This is a genomic window from Streptomyces sp. NPDC001750 (assembly GCF_042892615.1).
Classification (GTDB): Bacteria; Actinomycetota; Actinomycetes; order Streptomycetales; family Streptomycetaceae; genus Streptomyces.
This window is the reverse complement of sequence record NZ_JBIAUE010000026.1, coordinates 54253-73035: the sequence shown is the minus strand read 5'-3', so window position 1 is coordinate 73035 and position 18783 is coordinate 54253. Positions and strand designations below refer to the sequence as shown.

The following is an 18783-nucleotide window of genomic DNA, read 5'->3' as shown; positions in this document are numbered from 1 at the left end:
ACTCCCATGTCCCGCACCCCCAGCCGCACCGCGCAGGACTTCGTGCCCTTCGCCACCGCCGCGCTCGACTTCCACCGCGCGCTCAACCTCCCCGGCGGCCCGCTCGTCACCAGCCGGGCCGAGCTGGACGCTCTGCACGCGCATCTCGTCTCGGTGCACGGGCTGCTCGACGCCCATGCCGCCCGTACCGGTCAGCTCGTGCCGATCGAGGGCGACCAGCTTCGTACGGCCCGCACCCGGATCTGGCAGGCCGCCGACCACGTCCACGCCGCCTACCACGCGGCGCCCCGGCCGGACTCCGGCGAGGTGCCTGAACCCGAGGCGTGCCAGGCCGGCCTGCCCGAAGGGGCACCTGAGCTGACCATCTGCCAGCGCCCCCAACGCGCCGCACACCTCGTCCGCCGCCGTACCACCCCGGCCGACCTGCACACGCCGTTCACCGGCCTCGTCCGCCGCTGACCCCATCACCTGCCTGGAGAACCGTTCATGCCCCGTACCCGCGCCAGCGCCTCTCCCCTGTACGTGCCGCGCAAGGCTCCGCGGGCCCAGCAGAGGGCCGCCCGAGCCGGATTCGCCGAGGCCCGCCGCCAGGCCCGCCTCGCCGGAACACCGCCCAAGCACCACGCCGAGGAAACCCTCGACCCGGAGCTGCGGCCGACCTACCCGCCCACCGGTCGTCCCGGTCCAGCCTCGGCCCGCGGCGGCAAGCTCAGCCTGCCCGCCCACCGGATGACCACCGCCACCGCTTCGGGGGCCTACCCCTTCGTGGCCGAGGGCGGCCTGGGGGCGGAGGGCATCTTCATCGGCCGCGACGTCCACGCCGAAGCCGCCTTCTGCTTCGACCCGTTCTCGCTGTACAGCAGCGGCCGGATAGAGGGCTTCACGAACCCCAACGCGGTCCTCGCCGGCATCATCGGCATGGGCAAGTCCGCGCTGGCGAAGTCCATCGCCACCCGGTCGATCGCCCACGGCTACCGGATCTACATCCCCTGTGACCCGAAGGGCGAGTGGACCGGCGTCGCACAGGCCCTCGGCGGCTACAGCATCGCCCTGGGCCCCGGCCTCCCGGGCCGGCTGAACCCACTGGACGCCCCGGCCCGGCCCGCCTCCATCAGCGAGGACGACTGGGCGACCGAGGTCCGAAAGCGCCGCCTGCTGCTCCTGGCCGGCCTGGCGCGCACCGTCCTCAAGCGCGACCTGCTGCCGATGGAGCACACCGCCCTCGACCTCGCCCTCGACCTGGTCGTCGCCGAGGCCGCCGCACGTGGCACGGTGCCGCTGCTCGGAGAGATCGCGCACGCCCTCGGCTCGCCCGAACGCCTCGACCGGGCCCTCGGCCACCAGGCCGGACACCTCGGGTCGGCCGCCCAGGACCTCGCGCACGCCCTGCGCCGCCTGGTGCACGGTGACCTCAGCGGCATGTTCGATGCCCCCTCAACGGTGGCCTTCGATCCGACCGCGCCGATGCTGTCCATCGACCTCTCCCGCCTCGGCGGCTCCGGAGACGACACCGCCCTGGTCCTTGCGATGACCTGCGCGAGCGCGTGGATGGAGTCCGCCCTCGCCGACCCCGCCGGCGGCCGGCGCTGGGTGATCTACGACGAGGCGTGGCGGCTGATGAGGCACGTCGGCCTACTCGAACGGATGCAGAGTCAGTGGAAGCTCTCCCGTGGTCCCGGCATCGCGAACCTCATGGTCATCCATCGGCTCAGCGACCTGCTCTCGGCGGGCGATGCCGGTTCACGCGGCCGGGTCCTGGCCGAGGGCCTCCTGGCCGACTGCTCCACCCGCATCATCTACCGTCAGGAGCCCGACCAACTCGCCGCCGCCGCGTCGCTACTCGGCCTGACCGGCGTCGAGACCCAGGCGGTATCCGTCCTGACCAAAGGCCGGGGCCTGTGGAAGGTCGCCGGCCGTTCCTTCATCACGCAACACATCCTGCACCCGGCCGAGCGCGAACTGTTCGACACGGACGCCCGAATGCATACCTGAGCCGTCCGCTCCCGTTCACGCCAGCCCCGGGGGAGCCGGCCCGCGCCGCCCCGGCTCCCCCTCCTCCTCGTCACAACACGCCCTCCGTACAGAAAGACGCCCACCATGCATCTGAAGCGCACGATCCGTCGCGGCCTGCGCCGCCTCGTCCAGCTCTACGCCGACGCCGCCCGCGCCCACACCGCACACGGCCGCACCTTTGTGGTCAGCAGCCCGCCCGATCCTGTGGACGCGGCGCGACGAGGAACAGACCGCCGCCCTGCCGCGTACGACGAGGGCGGGACTCGCCGTGGCTGAGCTGGCCTGGATCACGCTGGGCAAGCACCGGCAGCTCGGACTCACCGCCTCCACCATCCACGACGACTTCGGCTCCGCGCACCAGCTGTTGCTCGATGCCGGTTTCACCAGCGGGCATCCCGACTTCGCCTATGTCCTCGGCGACAACCACCCGAACGAGGTCCGGGCCACGCTTCAGCAGCTCTACAACACCGTGGCCAGCCACTACGTCGCCATCGACGACGCCTCGCTCGACGAAGCTGTACCGACGAACCCGGCGCCGCCCCGTGGTGCAGAGTACGCGGACCAGTCGGCCCCCTCACGACGCCGGCCGGACACGCGGGCCGATCTCGCGGAGTTCGCCGAGCAGTTGTCGGCCCGGCTCCCCGGCTCATGGACTGTCGCCCTCCAAGAGCATGGGGTGGACGAAGGCCAGATTCCGCTCAGCGAGCGGGTCTGGGATTACGGACACGTGAGTTGGGCCCTCGCCAAATTCACCACGCGTCGAAGTGCGGTGCTCACCAGTGACTCGGGCATCGAGCTGCTGGTCACCGACCGTCCGCTGCGCAAGGACGAGTTCCTTGTCGCCGCGTTCGAGCCACGAGGCACTGGATCCGCCACGACCACCAAGACACGCAACGGCATCGTCGTGAGCAACGACCCGGTGCGAGCGGCCTCCCGAGTGACAACCCGCCTGCTGCCCCGGTACCAGCAGGCCGTCCGTGAGTCACAACTCAGTCAGGTCGCCAAGTCGGTGGCTGCCGGCCAGCGCGTTCTGGCCGAATGGGACGCGGTCTCGGACAGCCTGTGCGACGCCGATCACTGGCCGCTCGACGAGCGGTACGGCCTGCGCCAACAGGTCCGGGACGCGGATATGTGGACGCAGTTCGCTCCCTTTCTCCAGCACGGTCCCGCCCTGGTCGCGCACGCCGAACAGAGCCTTCCGCGCCTCGACCCCGCCGAGCATGCAGCCGGGCACTGGACGTACCGGCTTCGGAACCTACGCGAAGCGCTGGTGGGCGGCGCGCGCGTACAAGCGGAATTCCGGGTGGTCGCCGAAGCGCTGCTGCCCGACCACCCTCGCTCCAAGGCCGTCTTCACGGACGCCGTAGCCATGCGCAACGCCGAAGGCTGGCACTACGCCCTGACCTGGATGGACAACGCCGGCGTCCTCGTCGACATGGCACGGGTCGAAAAGGCCCTGCCCACGCCACCGCCTCGACCGCTCTGTGAGGAACGGATCCGGTCGGTACGGGCCGAGGCCGCCCGTGCCCGGTCACCACATACCGCTCGCCAGATCACTGCGGCGATCGAGGCGAACGCCGGCCCACTGGCCATCCGCTGCTTCAACTCCACCAGGCCGCCACGCTCACGCTGAGGGCCCATAGCCGGGGTTGTCTGCATGCACGTTCCCTCGGGGATTGCCCAACAGTCCGAGCGCGGTCAATACCGTGATGCACAGGGTCATCCAAGCGATGAACGCACCGCCGCCGCACAGCACGGCGCCCGCAACCTGCGCTCCTGCCGCATGGGACAGAACACCCGCCAGTACAGCGATGAGCAGTGACGACATGAACGACACGATCACAAGAAGCACCTGAACGGGGAATGTCAGCCGCACCAGTCGATCCCTTCACATGAGGGTGGTCGACCAGTCGGCAGGCAGCCTCAGCTCGACCACCGCTTTCGATGGCCTGCTGAGACTCCGCGACGATTAGAGACTCATCCGCGATCTGCTCCTGATCGAGGCTGGAACACCGTCCCCCAGTCGGACACGTCGCCGGTACTCCATATAGCTCTCGACAGATCAACACAGAGCCTAGCGGCGGCTGCTCATGGTGGCCATCGCTTCGGGCGCATTGGGCCGATCAAACCATCCAGCGGACTCGCCCTAACCCCAATACCGGTGATTTAGGTGTTTTTCTGGTGCTTGCTGGTTGGTTTGGTGGGTGGGACGAGTGTGATTGCCCTGGTGGGTGGTCGGGGCGGGTTGCGGTGGTGGGTGTGTTTGAGGTGCCAGTTGGCCATCTTGCGTTTGGTGACGCGGGGGTTGGAGCGTTGCCTGCGGGGTGGCAGGAGCCGTTCCAGCAGCTCACGGATGGTGTGGGTCAGGGCTCGGCTGAGTCGTGAGGGGGGAAAGTGCCGCCTGGTCGGTGACGTGGCGGCGGGCGATGCGAAGAGTGCGGGTGAAGGACAGCCGGTCGGGGTCGAGGCCGGCCTGGTGAGCGGTGTGGTGCATGACGTCCCGAAGTGCGTGGTGGACGAGGAGGAAGCCGTAGATTTCCTGCTCGACGCCATCGGGGTATTGCGATCTCAGGACCAGCTGACGGCCACCTTGGTGGGTCTTGATCTCGTCCAGGGTGTTCTCGATCTCCCAGCGCTGATGGTAGAGGCCCGCCAGGTCGGCAGCAGAGGCCTCCTGCGGGTTGCAGACGGTCGTGATCAGCCGGTATACCGTGCCGTCGTCCTCACGGCCGAGGGAGTACTCGATGACGCGGACCCGGACCGGATCTTGGCGCTTGCGGTCGCCTGCCGCGACGATCTCGGACAGGTAGGAGCCGTCCTCGAAGGCTTCGAGGAACGGGAGCACGATGTTCTTGCGGACGCGCCACAACAGGTCCGCACCCGTGCCCGAAGCGGCCTTCCACAGCTCGAAGCCGGTGATGCCGCGGTCGGCCATCAGCAGCATTCCCGGCCCGAGCCGGCCCAGCAGGCCGGGAATCAAATGCTGTTCATGAACCGACAGCGGGCCGGTTGCCGCGGCGAACACCGCGTGTGTCCCGCACTCCACCAGCGCAGCGACCCTCACCTGCGGGTAGGCACTGCGCTGCTGTCCCCGGCCAGAACCGGGACGGCCGAAGTACGTGCTGTTCGCCCCGGTGTCCGGGACGTCGAAGACGGTGCCGTCCACGGCGACCAGCCGCCACCCGCGATACCAGGCGCCGGCCGTGTCCGGGGCGGCCACCGGTCGGCAAACCCGCGCGAACAGTGCCTTCAGCGGCTCCGGCCCCAGCCGTCTGCGGGCTCTGCCGATCGCACCCGTCGTCGGCACGTGCCATGGCTTCTCCCACTGCCGCACCCGTTCCAGGCCCTGCGTCAGCAGCCGGGCGACTTCCTCATAGCCCTGCCCGGAGAACAGGCACATCGCGAGCACGAAATACACCACCACCCGGGCCGGCAGCAGCCGGGAACGCTGTTCCCGGCGCCCGCACTCCGCGATCACCTCATCCACCACCCCGGGCGGAAACACCCGCGTCAACACCCCCAGAGCGATCCGGTCCGACAACCGCTCACCCGACAACTTCACCTGCCCAGGCCTTGGCACAACACATCCAACGACCAACACGGCTCAAAGTCACCGGTATTGCTCCTAGGCCGATTGATCAGATGCGTTAACCATCCCCAGCCTGTTGCGCGGCGCAATCCACCCCTTCGAGTGCTCTCCCGGACATCTGTCGCGGCGGCCAGGAACGCCTGGCTGGTCCAGCTCCGCCGCACCTAAGGAGAACGGTTTCCCTAGCAGCGTTCTCCGGCCCGGCCAAATCGCTGATTCTGCGGATTCTTTCTCTGTCGACCCGAGCACTGGGGTCCATTCCGCTATTCCAGTACGAGGTACACACCGTGATCGCCTACCTGCAGCGCGCCAGCGACACCGCCGGCCTGCTCTCGTACCTGTACGGGCCGGGTGAACGCGGCAACCACACCAGCCCCCGGTTGATCGCGGGCGACGGTCACGGAGCGCCGATCGAGCTGCTTGCCGAGCCGGGTTCGCTGCCCTACTTGGCCCACGCTCTCGACGCGCCCGTCGCGCGTCTCGGGGCCCGCGCCCCCACCCTGCCGACCTGGGTCTGTTCGGTCCGCTCCGACCCGCGTCGGCCCGGCCTCACCGACTCGCAGTGGGCCACCGTCGCCCGCCGCCTGGTGTCCGCCGTCGGGCTCGCCCCGGACGGCGATCCCGACGCCTGCCGATGGATCGCCCTGCGCAACCAGCCCCGGCAGGTGCACATCGTGGCCACCCTCGCCCGTGAGGACGGCAGTCTCCACAACAGCTACCGCGACGCCTTCCACCTGCAGGCCGAGTGCGGCCGGATCGCGGGCGAGCTGGGACACCTGCCCACCGTCTCTCATCCGACTTCCCGTGCCCAGGAGACCTCTGTGCCCGCTCCTCTGATCACCATCTCCTCCGAGTTCAGCGGCAGCGTCGTGGCGAAGGGCGCCAACGACGACCTTTCCGCCATGATCCTCAAGCACGCCGGCTTCCAGCAGATCGACGACTGGCACGGCCGGCACCATCGCCTGCCCACCACCACCCCGGTCGCCGACCAGGTCGCCATCGCCACGCACGCGGCCGAGATGCTCCGCGCCGCCCGCTATGGTGTCGACCTCGCGCCCTCCCTGGACGTAGCCCGGATGAGCACTCCGATACCTGCCCTCGGGCCCTATGCCGCCGGAGCGGAACTCTTCCAGATCACCGACCGGATCCGATCAGCCGAGAACGAGGCGGACCTTCAGCGGGCGGTCGACCCTCTCCTTCACCCCGAGCACGGCGCTCTGGAGCGTGTCCGCGAAGCGTTGGAGGCAGCGGGCGAGCACATCAACGACCTCGACGACGAGGCGTACGCGCTCGCCGACCGGTTCGGCTTCGCTGCGGAGTTCGTCAGCTCGGCGCAGTCCGAACTCGTCGATTCCCAGGCCGAGCTGCGCCGCGTCGGCAACACGCAACAGCCCCAAACCAAGACGCGGACGCGCTCCCCGAAACTGCCCGATCACCGGGACGCCGCTCTGGCCACTTCGCCAGCCGTGGCCAAGGCCAAGGTCTCCCCGTCCCTCGGCGTCGAGGCGACGGACTCCGCTGTGGCCGTGCGTCCGTCGCACGCCCCTGGTCCGCGGCGGTGACTCTGATGATCTCGTCGTACGCGCCCGCCGTCCTGGCTCCCGCCTACCTCACGCGGGCGGTCGATGCCCTTGCCGACAACCGAACCCCGTCGGTCGGACCAACACCGGCACCAGCGCCCCGCCGTCCACCGCGCCGCCCCGTCCGCGGCACACCCCCCGCTCCCGATGAAGCGTTCCGTTCGATCCGCAAGGAGTAGGACCGTGAGCTGTACGAGAGCCGAGCGCGCCCCGCCCCGCCCGCTCGCACCCCAAGGAACCGCCCGTGCCTTCCCCGCGCACCACCGCGCCGTCGACCACCACCGGCTCCGACGCGCTCCTCTATCTCCTGTTCGGCGCCCTCGGCGCCGCCATGACTTTCGGCTCCCTCGCCTGGCTGACCGGCAACCTCACCAACTCCCTCGTCGGCAGCGGCCCGTGGGCCCCGCTCCGCGCCACCGACGCTCTGCTGCACCCCGAGGTGCTGTGGCCGACCCTGAGTACTACCGCGCTGCTCGTCGGCGTCCGCGTCGTCCCCGGCCTGCTCACCCTGGCCCTGCTCACCACCGGCCTGGTGCTGTGGCTGCGCTGGCGCTCCGGTACCAAGACCGGTCTCGCCCGCAAGAGCGACCTGGCACCGCTGCTGGACAAGGAGATCACCGCCAAGGCGAAGAGCCTGCGGCCGTCCCTGAGCGGCCGGGAGTGTAAAAGAGGTCGCTCCCGCCGACCGCGGCATCCTGCTCGGCACCCTCGACCCGGGTCGGGCCGATGTCCGCGCCTCCTGGGAGGACGTGATCGTCGCGATCATGGCACCACGAAGCGGGAAGACGTCCGGGTTGGCGATCCCCGCGATCCTCGCGACTCCCGGTCCGGTGCTGCTCACCTCCAACAAGGCGGCTAACGACGCGTTCACCGCGACGGTGGACGCCCGTGCCGAGGTCGGCACGGTCTGGACGCTCGACCCGCAGCAGATCGCCCACTATCCGCGCGAGATGTGGTGGGACATCCTGGCCGACGCCCGCGACCTGGCCGGGGCGAAGCGGCTGGCCGGGCACTTCGTCGCGGCGAGCGTGGACGAGTCGAGCGGCTCCGACTTCTGGTCCACCGCCGCGTCCAACACGCTCGGCGCCCTGTTCCTGGCCGCCGCGAGCCACCGGCGGCCGATCACCGACGTGCTGGCCTGGCTCGCCTCCCCCGCCGACCGAACCCCGGTCGACCTGCTCACCGACGCCGGCCACGACGCGGTCGCCGCCCAGCTCCAGGGCACCGTCTCCGGCGCGACCGAGACCCGCGACGGCATCTATGAGACGGCGAGGCAGTACGCGAGCTGCCTGCTCGACCCTGAGGTCGCCGCCTGGGTCACCCCGTGCGAGGGCGTCCCCGAGTTCAAGCCCCTCGCCTTCGCCACCTCCCGCGACACGCTGTACCTGCTGAGCAAGGACGGCGGAGGCAGCGCGTCCGCGATCATCGCGGCGGCGGCCGACGCCGTGATGCGCGCGGCCGTGATCGTCGCCGAGCGCTCCGGCGGACGGCTCGACCCGCCCGCCCTGTGCGTCCTCGACGAGGCCGCGAACGTCTGCCGGATCTCGGACCTCCCAGACCTGTACTCCCACCTGGGCAGCCGGGGTGTCATCCCGATGACGATCCTGCAGAGCTATCGGCAGGGCCAGCGCTGCTGGGGCGAGGCTGGCATGGACGCTCTCTGGTCGGCCGCCACCGTCAAGATCGTCGGATCGGGCATCGACGACGCCGACTTCGCCGACCGCCTCAGCCGACAGGTCGGCGACCACGACGTCCAGACCGTCTCGGTGTCGACGAGCGAGGGCGGCAAGTCCACCTCGGTGAGCATGCGCACCGAGCGGATCCTGCCGCCCGACGCGATCCGCGCTCTGCCCAAGGGCAAGGTGCTGCTGCTGGCCACTGGTCTGAGGATCGCCATGCTCTCCATCCGCCCTTGGTACAAGGAGCCCTCCGCCAAGGTGGTCGGGCCGGCCTCCGCCCGCGCCACGAAGGCGATCACCGAGCGGGCCCTGGCGAAGTCCGTCGGGCACGACGACTTCAGGCTGTCGGCATGAGCGCGTTTACGCCGCGTTCCGCGAGGCTGGCGCAGTCGCCGGTCGTCCTACACGAGGGCCGGTGGTGGCTGGTCGCCGATGCCGGGGCGGTTCCCGTCGCCGATCCCTCCTTCGCCACCGTGCTGGACGACTTCGCTGAGGCGGTGGCCGCTGCCGACCGTGCGGTCGCCGATCTGCGTGCCCGGCCGAGTGAGCCGTCCGCTTCCAGCTCACGAGGTCGTCGATGAACCCGCTGCTGAAGGCCGAGCAGGCGGTCCTCGGCGCGGTGCTGCTCGACCCGGGCCAGCTCTCGCACCTGGAGTGGCTCGCGCCGGATCACTTCTACCGGCCGGTCCACCAGGCGCTGTTCGCCGCGTTGCGCAAGCTCCGGGACGACGGCCACCCTGCGGTGGAGGGCGAGGGACCGGTGCCGCTGTCGTGGGTGACCGACGCGGTCGACGAGGCCAGCCTCCATGTCAGGGGGCTTACTGCCTCGTACGCCCACCTCCTGGTCTCGGCCTGTCCGCGTCCGGCGCACGCTCCGGTGTACAGCCGCATGGTGCTGGAGGGGGCGATCCACCGCACCGTCACCCAGCACGCGATCCGTCTTCACCAGGAGGCTCGCACGGGCTCCCTGCGAGGCGAGGTCGAGGGAGCGCTGCATTACGCGGACGTCCTGACGGGGGTGCTCACCGATCTCGCACGGCGGTGGGGCACCGAACCGCGCCCTGTCGCGCCCGCGACATCGCAGGCCCCCGACCCGTCTGCCCCTCCGCCAGCTCAGCCCGATCGGGCTGCCGAGGACGAGGAGTTCCTTCTGGCCGTACTCGTCGAGCGGCCGGGGGCCATGGGCGAGGTGGTGGACTGGCTACGGCCCGGGGATTTCGCCGACCCGGTCCACAGGCAGCCCTACCGGTGCCTGGGGGCGCTGCACCACCGGGGCGAGCCCATCGACCGGATCACCTTGCTCTGGGAGGCCCAGCGGCGCGGCCTGCTGGCCGACGGCACGCTGTCAGGCGACCGGTTCGCCACCATCTGCGACGGCATGGGGGCCGGTGACGCCGAGTGGCTCGGCAAGCAGGTGATGCGTTCCTCCCTCACGCGCACCGCCGCCGCCTCTGCCCGCACCGTCCGCGCCCTTGCCGAGGACGAGGTCCTGGCCCCCGGGCGGCTCATCAACCACGCCCTGCACGCGCTCGGCCCACTCGAAGAGGTCCGCGCCCGCTGGCAGACCGCGAACGGCCGGCCGGCTTCATGGGCGCCAGCCATCACTACTTCCCAAAACGGGCCGCCGGCGGCGCGGGTGCGCGCGGCCCTCACCCGCAGTACGCCGCGCCCCGCTCCGTCTCCACCGGGCCGACTCGGCCCCGGGCCCACCCCGACCGCCGCACGCCCGCCCTCGCGCAACCACAGCTGACACCCCTTTCCACCTCCTCCTCACGTACAGGAATTCATCGTGACCACGAACCCTCTCGCCGACGCCCTGGCCATACGTGCCACGGCCTCGGCCTTCGACGCCCAGCGCGGCAAGCTCCCGGTCCCCGGCGACCCTCACCGCTTCCCCAGCAGCGTCGCCGTCGCCCAGCAGATCTCCGAACTCGGCAAACTGATCACCGAGCTGGGCGACGAGGTCCTCTTCCGCACCGTCAACAGGGAACACGGCTCTCACACTTCCCTGGCCGTGTCCAGCTTCTCCGCCGCCGTGCGGCCCGCTGGTGAGGCGGCAGTCGCCCTCGGGGAAGTGGCCCAGCGGCTCGCGTTCCTGGAACAGACCGAGCACCTGCACGACCGGCCCGACATCCGGGATGCCAGGGAGGCGGCGGGGCGGGTGATCGACGAGGCGCTCGGGACAGCGGACATGGCCCTGCGGGAGGCGGCCGACTCCCTGCACGCCGCCTCGGCAGTGGTCTCGCCGCCGTCCTCGCGGCTCCGGGCAGCCCTCACCCGGACCACCACCCCCGTGTACGAGGCCGTACCGGCTACCCCCGCAGCGTCGACGTCGGCTGTCGCGCCCCGGACCGTACGGGGCCGGTGACATGCCCGCCATCGTCTCCCGCCCTCCGCTGATCGGGTCCCTCTGCTCCGGGTACGGCGGCCTCGACCTGGGGGTGCAGTCCGCTCTCGGCGGCACGCTGGCGTGGCACGCGGAGGTCGATCCGAACGCATCGCGCATCCTGGCCCGCCACTGGCCCGGCGTCCCCAACCTGGGCGACATCACGACTGTCGACTGGTCCACCGTCCCCCGCGTGTGCGTCCTGACGGCCAGCTTCCCCTGTCAAAGACGTCTCGGTCGCCGGCCGACGAGCCGGACTCAACTCCCAGACCCGATCGGGGCTGTGGCTGCACGTCGCCCGTGCGGTCGAGGCCCTCCGACCCTGCTTGGTAGTGATCGAGAATGTGCGCGGCCTCCTCACCTCCCCCGCCGGTTCCCCTGGCGACGTGGAACCCTGCCCGTGGTGTCTGGGAGACACCGCAGGTCAGCCTCCTCTGCGGGCACTCGGTGCCGTACTCGGATCCCTGGCCGACCTCCGGTACGACGCGAAGTGGCTCGTGCTTCGCGCCTCTGACGTCGGAGCCCCGCACCGGCGCGAACGGACCTTCCTCACGGCCTGGCCCGCCGGAGACCCTGCTCAAGACGCCGACCAGCAACATCGGCAAGAACGGCGGCTCCCAGCACCCGGCCAAGAGGAAAAGCGGGGGCCACGGTCCGAACCTGGCCGACGAGGTCGAGTGGCTCCTCCTGCCGACCCCGAAGGCGTCGGACGGGATCAAGGGATCTCCCAACCAGCGGCACGGCAATGGGGACATGACCCTGCCCAGTGCGGCGGCGTCGCTGCTGCCCACACCCCGGGCCAGCGACACGGGCACCCCGGGCCGCCGCCCCGGCAAGGGGTGGCGCCCTCCCCTGTCGGTGGTGGTCCTGCCGCTGTGGGCGGAACCGTCCCCAGAAGCCAAGGAGTCGAGCGGCGATGGGGACCGTACGCAGCCGCCATCACCCGATGGGAGACGCTCACCCGCCCCGCGCCGACGCCCACGGACGCGGCCGGTCGGCTCCGCGCCGACTTCGTCGAGTGGATGCAGGGCCTCGACGCCAGCTGGGTCACCGCCACCCCGGGACTCGGACGCCCGGCGCAGCTCACCGCGCTCGGCAACGGCGTCGTCCCCCAACAGGCCACTCGAGCTCTGCAGTTGCTGGCACCACCGTTCCCGCGCTGTCCGCGCTGCGCGGCCGGATAGCGGCTCCCTAGCGGGTTTTCCCGGCCGGGCCAAACCACGGATTCTCCGCATCCTCTCGGGCATGTCGCCGTCTCACAGATGGAGCACGCTCTCATGTCCGACACCAGCCCGACCGCCCCCGCCCCCGGCCCTGAGCCGTTCCGGGTCTCCGACGAGAACCTCGACGACCTCGCCAGCGCCCTCGCCAAGACCATCGCGGAGGTCAGGCGTCAGGGCGTCATCCTCGACCGCCTCGGCTCCGAGCCCGATCCCGTACCCCCTGCTGATCAGCAGACGGACGGCGCTGCGGAAGCCGGGGCGGCCGGCCCCGAGAAGACCAACGGCCCCACCTCGGTGTTCATCCTCGCCCTGGGCGGCGAGGCGTACGCCGTCGAACTCGCTGCCCTCAGCAACTGGGTGAACCACCTCCTCCTGCCGGTGTACGGCCGGGAGATCAGCACGACTCGCCCCTGGTGCGCGCAGTGGCACGAGCACCCGGAGGCCGTCGCCCGGCTGCACGCACTCTGGCTCGCGTGGCAGCAGTTCACCGATACGGAGGCCGGCCTGTCCGGTCCTTCGGCCTGGCACCGCGACCACCTGGACCAGGCGCTGGTGCACCTGCGCGCCCCCGACGGTCCGTTCGCCGCGTGTACGACGAGCGCGAACCGCCCCAACCACCGCGTGCTGGCCACCCCGGCGCCCGAGCAGTCGGGATGACGGCGTGAACGACGGCCTCGACTTCGCCTTCGATTTTGGCCTCGGCAAACTCGCGCCCGCCGATGCCGCGTCCGAGGAGGCAGCGGAGAGGTTCTGGTCCGGTGACCTGACGGCGCTGTCCCAGCACCACACCACGCCCAACGGCTCCCACAGCTTCGTCGTCGCCCACGACCAGTCGGCCACGTGGGGAGTGCCTGGCGCGCCCCAGGTCATAGCGATCGCCGTCGCCCGGGATCTCACCTGGTTCACTTTCACCTTGGAGACGAGCTACCACGCCACGGCGTCCTTCGCCCAGGCGTGGCTGGTCGAACGCGGTTGTCCGCCCGAGAAGATCGCCAAGATCCGCGACGGCGTAATGAAGCCCGCCGACGACCTCACGGTGTGGGTCGAGCGGCAGATCCGCGAGTCGGGCACCCGGTACGAGGTCCTCGACAACCACACCTCGGACTCCGATCCGTGCGAGACGTGGACGCTGGCCCGCGACTCCAGTGCCGGTCAGGCACCGGTTCGTGTCTTCCACGAAGAGTGGAACCACGACGCTGGCACGTACACGCTGCGCGAGGGCGCCTTCGCCGACGTCGGCGCCGCCCGCGCCTGGCTGGACGACCGCAGCGGCCCGCTGCCGGAACCGCCGGAGTACAGCGATCACAACGGTGCCGTCGTCCGGGCCCGCATCGCCCGTATCGCCCTCGCCCGGTCGGCCGGTGCCTCCGCAACGTCGAAGGCCAGCCTGGACGCCCCCCGCACGACCCCGGCGGGAGCGGCCCAGCGTCCGGTACAGGGGAAGCTGCTGTGAGCCGCGCCCGCTTCGCCTTCGCCGCACACCCTGACGCCATCTCGGACCTCCGGGAACTTCCCGACAGCATCCGCGATTTGGTGCTGCTGGAACTGCAGAACCTTGTCCACGGAAGTGACGACTGCCTGCCGTTGAAGGGCCGCCTCGCTGGCTTCCACAAGGTCTACGTCGACCCCTCCGTCGCCTACCGGATGGTCATCCAGTTCCGCCCCGCTCCACCGGCCTCAGCCCACAAGCGCGAGATCTACCTCGTCGCCGCCGGGAGCCGGAAGGACTACGCGGTCTACCGCTCGGCCCACCTGCGTACCCGCCCGCGGCAGGACGCCGAGACGGCCTCCGCCGACGAGGCCCGCGTACGCGCCGCCCAGTCTCGGTCGTCGCTCACCGTCGACCGGCCGACGGCAGGTCCGGCAACTCCGCCAGCAGCCCCGGCCCTGGCCCCCGCGCCCCGAAAGGTTCCCCAGCAATGACCACCCACCGCGCTCCGCTGACCCGCCCCGATCTGGCCGGCCTTCTCACCGAGGCCGCGCAGAGCGTCTCCGGCATCCTCGCCGCCGAGTACCCGACGGTCGCCAGCCGCTCCTACCTGCACCCCGTACTGGGCGCGCTGTCCGCCGGCCCGCGCGTGGTGGACGAACTGACCAACCGGCTCGAAGAGCTCTTGGCCTCCGAGCCGCGTCCCGCCACGCCGGCGGGTCTGTTCGCCTTGGCCTCCTACGCCTCTGCGCTGGGCTGGCTCACCGAGTCCCTCGCCGAGTTGACCACCGCCGTCGACCAGATCTGCACGCGCGTGGGCATCCCCACGAAACCTCGGGACCTGGCCTTCGCCGCGACCGAGGACACCGAGGAGGAAGACGGGTTCGACTTCGCGTTCAACGCGCTGGAGTTGGCGGCGATCCGCACCGCAGCCGAGGCCGCCGGCCTCGCGCCGGACGACTACGTCGAGGTCCTCTCCGAGTCTCTGCTCGCCGCCTCCCGGATCGCCGACGCCTGCTTGGAGATCTCCAGCGGCCTGCTCGAAGACGCCGCATACGTCCTCGATGAGGCAACCGACCACGTCTGGCTCGGCGACGGACCTGGCAGCCTGCCCACCCTGGTCCGTTCACTGCTCGCCCGGATGGAGGCGGCCGAATGAACCCGTGCGATACGCCCGAACAGCCCTCCACCTTTCCCATCGGTTCGTTCGATGCCCAGCGCATCGAGGACGCGCTCTCCCTGATGGGGCCGAAGCGGACCGTCTGGGCGGCGATGACCTCGGCCCAGGAGGGCCGGTCCCATGCGTGTACGGGACGTCGCCGCCAGGCTCCCCTTCGTCAGCGAGCAGTTCGTCGGCAAGCGGCTGGCCGCCATGCACACTGACGGGTTGGTCGTCCGAACCGACGAGCGCTACGGGGCTCCGTACCGACTCAGCGTGCTCGGCGAGTCCCTGGCGCCCGTGCACCGCATCTTGGCTGACTGGTCCCGCGCCTACTTGTCGCCCGACAGGATGGCCGAAGCCGAACACGTCGAGGACGCCGTACAGCGTCTGCGGCTGCGGCACTCCACCGCCGTGATCCAGGTCCTCGACGCGGGCGGCCCGATGCGGTTCGTCCACATCGCCGAAGACATCGGCCTGGACGTCGCCCTCACCCGGCAGCGTCTTCTCTGGCTTCAGGCCGACGGTCTGGTCACCCGCACGAGGCCACGTCACGGCGACCCCTACGTGCTGACGGATGCCGGCCAGACGCTCGGTCCCGTCTACGCGACCGTCGAGCACTGGAGCGCTCCCCTTGGCCACGCAGCGGGTCCTGTCGCCGCCCGCTTCCGTCACAGTGCCCCAGCGGACCCACCCTGGCGTCCCGTTGGGGTCGGACGGCGCCCGGACCGCAGCAGCCCTGCGCCGGAGCGCTGCCGTACCGAGCGCCCTGTTCAGCCATGCTCCCCAGCCTCAACCGCGGGTGCCGACGGCCGTAACCGCCCAGTCGACCTGGGGACGGGTCACGTGATCCGGGTGGCGCCCAGAACCAGAGGCACCCCGCCGTCGCCACAGCGTCCGCGTGCGCTCCAGCCCTTCACCACGCTGCGCACGCGGGCGCGTTCCCCTCCTCCCACACGCGCCTGGAGCTTCCACCATGTCCGCCCTTCCCGACCCGTCCCGCCACGAAGAGGTGCTGGTCAGCCCCATGTATCTCGCCGGCTCCAACGGGACCGGAAACGCCGGCTTCGCCCCCGTGGCCCACTGGCCGCACCACTACCTCGACGACGGCCCCTGCCAGCTCCTCGTCACCTCTCCCGACCAGCGCATCAGGGTCGGCTGGTTCGGCGACGACTTCGAGCTGTGGAGGATCACCGCGGCCGAGGAGGCCATCGCCACGCCCCGCTGGACGGCAACCTTCAACCACGTCACCCCGGCCGAGATCGTTGCCGGCCTCACCACCGCCCTGGCCCGCGACTACGCCGAATCCGACCCGTACGAGAACAACGGACGCTTCCTGGCGGACCCGTCGTTGTACTGGGCTGATGCCGTCCAGCCGCTGCTCGATGCCGGCTGGCGCCGAGGGACAGCCAAGTACGGAACCGTCGAGATCACCGCTCCCGACGGGCTGGCAGGTGTCGAGATCGATACCCTTCGCGGCGGACGGGACGCCGAAACCGTCATGCTGTGGGCTGGTCCCCGAGGCTGGGGTACGCGGGCGGAGGCGGTGTTCACGGCCCGCACTCCGTCCCATCTGATCGCTGCGACGGCGGCCGTCATGGCCGGTTCGGCCCCGGTGATCCGTGAACGGCACATGATCCACCGCGAGGTGGAACCGCTGGTCACGCTGACGCCGGTCGGCCCGGCTGCCGATCCCCGGGTCTCTCGCTCTCCGACTCCGCTCGACGTACGCCGCACCGCCGTTACCGAGGCCGTACGCCGTGCCGCGCGCGTTCCGCGGACAGCAGCCGACCTCCGCGTGATGGCGGCCCAGAGCCGCACCACGTCCTCGGCGCAGAAGCGATCGAGCACCCTCGCGCCCGCAGCCGCAGCCCGGCCGCCGGCCGCTTCGTCGGCTCCCCGGCACAGCCGCTGACCCCCGCCCGGACCTTCCCGGACGCCCCCTCCGCCCCTCCGGACAACAGGAGTTCCTCCATGCCCGACACCGCCGCGCTCGACCAGGCCACTTCCATGATCGAGAAAGCCTGGGGTCAGCCCATCGAGGTCCTGGAAGTCCTCGCGGTCCGTCGCCCCTGCGACGACCCGCTCCTGCGCTCGGCCATGCACATCCGTACGGCCCTGGCCATCACCGACAACGCGGTGTCCGTTCACCAGGATCGTCTGCACGCCATGGCCCGGCCCGGGTATGTGCCGGCCTTCTACGAGCTGGACCGGCTCGTCAGCTCGGCGGCCGACCTTCGCGTCGCGCTCGCCGAGAGCAGTGCGTACGTGCAGGCGATCCGGCGTGTGGTCGAGGCACGCGAAGCCTCTTCGACGACGGACCGGGGCCCGGCGGCGAATCTGTCCCGGGCCGCTGTCGCCCGCTCGGGGCTCGCTTCGCATGCCCCGGGCCAGGTGCCCGACCAGCCTTCCTGCGGCCGTCGTCGGGTCGCCGGCGCCCGCCCCGAGGCCGCGCCGCTGAACGGTCAGGCAAGGTCTTCGTCGTGATGGGCGTCCTCGGTGCGGGCGCCCACCACGCGGGCCAGCTCCTCCACCGTCAGCTCGACGTGCCGTCCTTCCGCGACCCGGTGCTCCACCACCGTGTCCTCGTCCGCCCACCTGTCGGACTGCACGCCGACGCCCCACTGGCCGTCGGCGACCATCGCGATGTCACCCACGGTCCACGGCCGCCCGGCAGCGCGGATCTTGCGCTCCAGCCCGGCCCCGTCCCAATGTCTGCCCGACTCCGTCATCTCTGCTCCCTCTTCGACCCCGTACGGCCCGCTGCCGTAACTCGGTTACGACGACCCCGGCCGTCGTTCCATTCCCGTGCCGCCGGCGTTCTGGACGTCTGCCCGTGATCAGTTCGCCCACGGCAGACGGGCATCCCGGGAAACGACTACGGACTTCGGCACACCCCATGTCAACGTACGGGTGTCGGGAAAAACCGCAGGTCAACGAAGGGATCGTCCAACCGTGAACGCCTCTGCCACCCTCCAGCCCGCCGTCGTCGGCCCCTCCGTGGAAGACCGCCACTGGCTGTCCTCGGACCACTGCGCGGGCCCAGTGCTCGAACTCCTCCACGCCCTCGACTGGACAGTCGTCGACACCCCGGAGGCCAACGTCCACGCGACGAGCCCGGACGGCCGCGTCTACGTCGGCTGGCTCCCTGAGGACCCCGCCGCCTGGACACGCGACATCGTCTGGCGGGTCCAGGTGCAGCCCACCGAAGGCGACGCATGGGTCCAGGAGTTCGGTACCCACACCCCCGCCGAGGCGGTAGCCGGGTTCGTCGCCGCCCTCGTCGCGCACTCCCCGCGCTGAATCGGTGAGCGGGCTGCACCACCGGCCCGGCCCGCTCACCGGCACCTGTTCTCGGGTCCCCCTGCAGGCCGACCGGCCCGTCCACGGTCGCTGGCCCAGCAGGAGGTCCGATCGCACGCATGCTCCTGGCCACCCGTCCCGGCTACCGCCGTCAGTGCGCCTTCGCCCGTCGCTGCACCTGCTACTACCTGCCCGGTCAGTACAGCCGCCACGCCAAGCCTCTTCGCCGGCGGGCCGCCCGCCGAGCCGAACGACGCCAGTGGCAGCGCGACCACTCCGAATGACCGAGCCCTCTGACGTTCGCCACCGCGGCCGTTCGAAGGCTCCTCCCCAACACGAGGAACTCGCCGTGCCTTTCCACGCCCCGCTCACCAACCACCACGCCGACGGCACCCTCTGCCCGGCGGACCACACACCAGCTC

At 70.8% G+C, this 18783-nt stretch carries 20 protein-coding genes and 4 pseudogenes; 21 read left to right on the top strand and 3 right to left on the bottom strand.

From position 1 onward, the window contains the following. The first annotated feature begins 6 nt into the window (after positions 1-6). The 4 genes from ACFYY6_RS30815 (at position 7) to ACFYY6_RS30800 (ending at position 3646) form a co-directional block, all read left to right on the top strand. Positions 7-459: a DUF6238 family protein gene (locus tag ACFYY6_RS30815; RefSeq protein ID WP_389196717.1), complete on the top strand. Its 453-nt coding sequence runs from the start codon at positions 7-9 to the stop codon at positions 457-459. 27 nt (positions 460-486) lie between these two features. Further along, positions 487-1992, top strand: a complete 1506-nt coding sequence (locus ACFYY6_RS30810; protein ID WP_389196715.1) for an ATP-binding protein — start codon at positions 487-489, stop codon at positions 1990-1992. A 105-nt stretch (positions 1993-2097) separates the two neighbouring features. Then, complete coding sequence (locus ACFYY6_RS30805) at positions 2098-2289, top strand: hypothetical protein (RefSeq protein WP_383712873.1); 192 nt, start codon at positions 2098-2100, stop codon at positions 2287-2289. Beyond that, positions 2282-3646, top strand: a complete 1365-nt coding sequence (locus ACFYY6_RS30800) for a hypothetical protein (protein WP_389196713.1) — start codon at positions 2282-2284, stop codon at positions 3644-3646. The genes ACFYY6_RS30805 and ACFYY6_RS30800 overlap by 8 nt, the downstream gene beginning before the upstream one ends. Here ACFYY6_RS30800 and ACFYY6_RS30795 read toward each other — a convergent pair. Together ACFYY6_RS30795 and ACFYY6_RS30790 are read right to left on the bottom strand one after the other, a co-directional pair. Next, positions 3638-3889, bottom strand: a complete 252-nt coding sequence (locus tag ACFYY6_RS30795; protein ID WP_389196711.1) for a hypothetical protein — start codon at positions 3887-3889, stop codon at positions 3638-3640. The genes ACFYY6_RS30800 and ACFYY6_RS30795 overlap by 9 nt on opposite strands. Positions 3890-4360: 471 nt before the next feature. Then, complete coding sequence (locus tag ACFYY6_RS30790; protein WP_389196745.1) at positions 4361-5593, bottom strand: IS4 family transposase; 1233 nt, start codon at positions 5591-5593, stop codon at positions 4361-4363. Between the two features lie 296 nt (positions 5594-5889). Between ACFYY6_RS30790 and ACFYY6_RS30785 the strand changes: the two genes are divergently transcribed. The 15 genes and pseudogenes from ACFYY6_RS30785 (at position 5890) to ACFYY6_RS30715 (ending at position 17545) form a co-directional block, all read left to right on the top strand. Then, on the top strand, positions 5890-7164 hold the full coding sequence (locus ACFYY6_RS30785; protein WP_389196709.1) for a hypothetical protein: 1275 nt from the start codon (positions 5890-5892) through the stop codon (positions 7162-7164). Between the two features lie 262 nt (positions 7165-7426). After that, a pseudogene (locus ACFYY6_RS30780) lies at positions 7427-9215 on the top strand (type IV secretory system conjugative DNA transfer family protein). Next, positions 9212-9442: a hypothetical protein gene (locus tag ACFYY6_RS30775; protein WP_389196707.1), complete on the top strand. Its 231-nt coding sequence runs from the start codon at positions 9212-9214 to the stop codon at positions 9440-9442. The pseudogene ACFYY6_RS30780 and the gene ACFYY6_RS30775 overlap by 4 nt, the downstream one beginning before the upstream one ends. Next, positions 9439-10611: a DnaB-like helicase N-terminal domain-containing protein gene (locus tag ACFYY6_RS30770; protein ID WP_389196705.1), complete on the top strand. Its 1173-nt coding sequence runs from the start codon at positions 9439-9441 to the stop codon at positions 10609-10611. The genes ACFYY6_RS30775 and ACFYY6_RS30770 overlap by 4 nt, the downstream gene beginning before the upstream one ends. A gap of 39 nt (positions 10612-10650) precedes the next feature. After that, on the top strand, positions 10651-11229 hold the full coding sequence (locus ACFYY6_RS30765) for a hypothetical protein (RefSeq protein WP_389196703.1): 579 nt from the start codon (positions 10651-10653) through the stop codon (positions 11227-11229). 1 nt (position 11230) lies between these two features. Next, positions 11231-11413: pseudogene (locus tag ACFYY6_RS30760) on the top strand (DNA cytosine methyltransferase); the annotation flags it as partial. A gap of 115 nt (positions 11414-11528) precedes the next feature. Then, positions 11529-11792, top strand: a pseudogene (locus ACFYY6_RS30755) (DNA cytosine methyltransferase); the annotation flags it as partial. 330 nt (positions 11793-12122) lie between these two features. After that, positions 12123-12431 carry a hypothetical protein gene (locus ACFYY6_RS30750; protein ID WP_389196701.1) on the top strand — a complete coding sequence of 103 codons (309 nt, stop codon included), beginning with the start codon at positions 12123-12125 and terminating at the stop codon, positions 12429-12431. 93 nt (positions 12432-12524) lie between these two features. Further along, positions 12525-13127, top strand: coding sequence for a DUF4913 domain-containing protein (locus tag ACFYY6_RS30745; RefSeq protein WP_389196699.1), 603 nt, complete (start codon positions 12525-12527; stop codon positions 13125-13127). Between the two features lie 4 nt (positions 13128-13131). Next, complete coding sequence (locus ACFYY6_RS30740) at positions 13132-13923, top strand: glycosyl hydrolase (RefSeq protein ID WP_389196697.1); 792 nt, start codon at positions 13132-13134, stop codon at positions 13921-13923. Continuing rightward, positions 13920-14393 (top strand): hypothetical protein, encoded by a 474-nt coding sequence (locus ACFYY6_RS30735; protein WP_389196695.1) that lies wholly within the window; start codon positions 13920-13922, stop codon positions 14391-14393. Before ACFYY6_RS30740 ends, ACFYY6_RS30735 begins: the two co-directional genes overlap by 4 nt. After that, positions 14390-15058, top strand: a complete 669-nt coding sequence (locus ACFYY6_RS30730; protein WP_389196693.1) for a hypothetical protein — start codon at positions 14390-14392, stop codon at positions 15056-15058. The genes ACFYY6_RS30735 and ACFYY6_RS30730 overlap by 4 nt, the downstream gene beginning before the upstream one ends. A 141-nt stretch (positions 15059-15199) precedes the next feature. Then, a pseudogene (locus tag ACFYY6_RS30725) lies at positions 15200-15343 on the top strand (hypothetical protein); the annotation flags it as partial. A 691-nt stretch (positions 15344-16034) separates the two neighbouring features. Beyond that, positions 16035-16973 (top strand): DUF317 domain-containing protein, encoded by a 939-nt coding sequence (locus ACFYY6_RS30720; RefSeq protein WP_389196691.1) that lies wholly within the window; start codon positions 16035-16037, stop codon positions 16971-16973. 59 nt (positions 16974-17032) lie between these two features. Then, positions 17033-17545: a hypothetical protein gene (locus tag ACFYY6_RS30715; protein WP_389196689.1), complete on the top strand. Its 513-nt coding sequence runs from the start codon at positions 17033-17035 to the stop codon at positions 17543-17545. On the opposite strand, the gene ACFYY6_RS30710 is transcribed toward ACFYY6_RS30715, so the two are convergent. Then, the gene (locus ACFYY6_RS30710) at positions 17524-17790 is read right to left on the bottom strand and encodes a hypothetical protein (protein WP_389196687.1); all 267 of its coding nucleotides are present in this window, start codon (positions 17788-17790) and stop codon (positions 17524-17526) included. The two genes, ACFYY6_RS30715 and ACFYY6_RS30710, sit on opposite strands and share 22 nt — an antisense overlap. A gap of 223 nt (positions 17791-18013) precedes the next feature. Between ACFYY6_RS30710 and ACFYY6_RS30705 the strand changes: the two genes are divergently transcribed. After that, the gene (locus tag ACFYY6_RS30705; RefSeq protein ID WP_389196685.1) at positions 18014-18361 is read left to right on the top strand and encodes a DUF317 domain-containing protein; all 348 of its coding nucleotides are present in this window, start codon (positions 18014-18016) and stop codon (positions 18359-18361) included. Between the two features lie 119 nt (positions 18362-18480). Continuing rightward, positions 18481-18645, top strand: a complete 165-nt coding sequence (locus ACFYY6_RS30700; protein ID WP_389196683.1) for a hypothetical protein — start codon at positions 18481-18483, stop codon at positions 18643-18645. The last annotated feature ends 138 nt before the right edge of the window (positions 18646-18783 follow it).

Bases quoted from the DNA above. Each gene is read 5' to 3' on its own strand.
- ACFYY6_RS30715 (WP_389196689.1), top strand. From the start codon at position 17,033: ATGCCCGACACCGCCGCGCTCGACCAGGCCACTTCCATGATCGAGAAA.
- ACFYY6_RS30770 (WP_389196705.1), top strand. From the start codon at position 9,439: ATGAACCCGCTGCTGAAGGCCGAGCAGGCGGTCCTCGGCGCGGTGCTG.
- ACFYY6_RS30710 (WP_389196687.1), bottom strand. From the start codon at position 17,790: ATGACGGAGTCGGGCAGACATTGGGACGGGGCCGGGCTGGAGCGCAAG.
- ACFYY6_RS30805 (WP_383712873.1), top strand. From the start codon at position 2,098: ATGCATCTGAAGCGCACGATCCGTCGCGGCCTGCGCCGCCTCGTCCAG.
- ACFYY6_RS30815 (WP_389196717.1), top strand. From the start codon at position 7: ATGTCCCGCACCCCCAGCCGCACCGCGCAGGACTTCGTGCCCTTCGCC.
- ACFYY6_RS30700 (WP_389196683.1), top strand. From the start codon at position 18,481: ATGCTCCTGGCCACCCGTCCCGGCTACCGCCGTCAGTGCGCCTTCGCC.
- ACFYY6_RS30730 (WP_389196693.1), top strand. From the start codon at position 14,390: ATGACCACCCACCGCGCTCCGCTGACCCGCCCCGATCTGGCCGGCCTT.
- ACFYY6_RS30775 (WP_389196707.1), top strand. From the start codon at position 9,212: ATGAGCGCGTTTACGCCGCGTTCCGCGAGGCTGGCGCAGTCGCCGGTC.
- ACFYY6_RS30745 (WP_389196699.1), top strand. From the start codon at position 12,525: ATGTCCGACACCAGCCCGACCGCCCCCGCCCCCGGCCCTGAGCCGTTC.
- ACFYY6_RS30720 (WP_389196691.1), top strand. From the start codon at position 16,035: ATGTCCGCCCTTCCCGACCCGTCCCGCCACGAAGAGGTGCTGGTCAGC.
- ACFYY6_RS30810 (WP_389196715.1), top strand. From the start codon at position 487: ATGCCCCGTACCCGCGCCAGCGCCTCTCCCCTGTACGTGCCGCGCAAG.